Below are 1,243 nucleotides of genomic sequence, written 5' to 3' on the forward strand. Positions count from 1 at the left end.
GTGTGCGCGGCGGTCATGGCGTCACGGCTTGGCGGGTTTGCCCGGCACGGCGTGGCCGTTGACGGTGTGCGCCTCGATCACGTGGGCGCCGGTGCTGCCGCGCAAGGGCCGGGCGGGGCCCTCGGCCGTCACCGCATCGCCCGGCTTCAGGTGCAGCCGGGCAAAGCCATCGGGTCGCGTGTGGACGAAATCGCCCGTGTCCAGCACCACGCCGTTGGGCTCGCCGTGCCGGGCGTGGTGCAGGTGCGCCACATGGCCTTTCACCTGGCGCGGTGCGTCGTCCGGCGCGAACGCCTGGCCGTCGATGGACACCAGCCGCTCGAACGCATAGACCTCGTGCGCGGCCTCGCCGTGGGGTGGCGGTGGCGCCACGGTGCCATCGACGACCACCGTCTGGCCGGCGCGCAGGGCCTCGAAGGACCGTGCCGCACGGTCGTCGTGCTTGCCGAACACGAACTGCGCAGGCACGCCGTCCACGTCGATCATCACGCCCTCGACGTCGCCGCGCGGGCTGTAGAGGGCATGCTGGAACTGGCCTTCGAGGGACCAGACGTCGATCATTTCCTGGGGTTTGCTCATGGTGTCTCCGAATGGGTGAGGAAAGAAGAAACGGGTGTATGGAGCGGGCCGGGCGATGGCTTCACGGGCGCAGCGCCGGGGCGCCGATCGGGCCGCCCAGCATGTCCTGCAGGGTGTCCGGCGTGGCGCCCATCTGCGCCGCTTCCATGCCGGTGCCCAGCGCGTTGCGGGTGCCCCAGCCGCGCACCGCCACGGTGGCGCCGGGCTTGAGCAGCGCCGCGACCGACGTGCCCATGTGGGGCGGAAAGCGCACGACCACGCCGTCTTCCAGCAGCAGGCCATGCGCATCGCCGCGGCTGTTGAACAGCACCTGGGCCACGCGGCCATTGGCCTGCAGGGCCGTCAGGGCTTCGCGTGGGGGCGGCGGGGGGCGCTGGCCGGGGGTGGGCGGCGTGTCCTGCACCGTGCGGCCCTGCGACTGGAAGGTCTCGGCGCGCAGCACGGGCGCGTCGGGACGGTGCCAGCCGGTCACCTCCAACGGGTCGCCGGGGCGCAGCCATGCGGTGAGGGACTCCGAAAGGTGGGGCGGGAAGGCGATCTGCGTGCCATCCTGCAGCAGCAGGCCGTCCGCCTCGCCGTTCGGGTTGGGCAGCCAGCGCTGCAGCCGGCCGCTCGCGGTCGCGGACTGCTCGGCGGCGGGGGCCTGGGCCAGGGGGCCCGGCCC

General features: G+C 73.3%; 2 protein-coding genes. Both read right to left on the minus strand.

What is annotated here, in order from left to right; genetic code table 11:
- Window positions 1-21: 21 nt before the first annotated feature.
- A complete protein-coding gene (locus AC27IQ_RS24865; RefSeq protein ID WP_487091199.1) occupies window positions 22-579 on the minus strand; it encodes a hypothetical protein in 558 nt (185 codons plus the stop codon).
- A 61-nt stretch (window positions 580-640) separates the two neighbouring features.
- A partial coding sequence (locus tag AC27IQ_RS24870; RefSeq protein WP_487091200.1) for a hypothetical protein occupies window positions 641-1,243 on the minus strand: 603 nt, incomplete at its 5' end.

Source organism: Acidovorax sp. KPB24-07 (assembly GCF_057543315.1).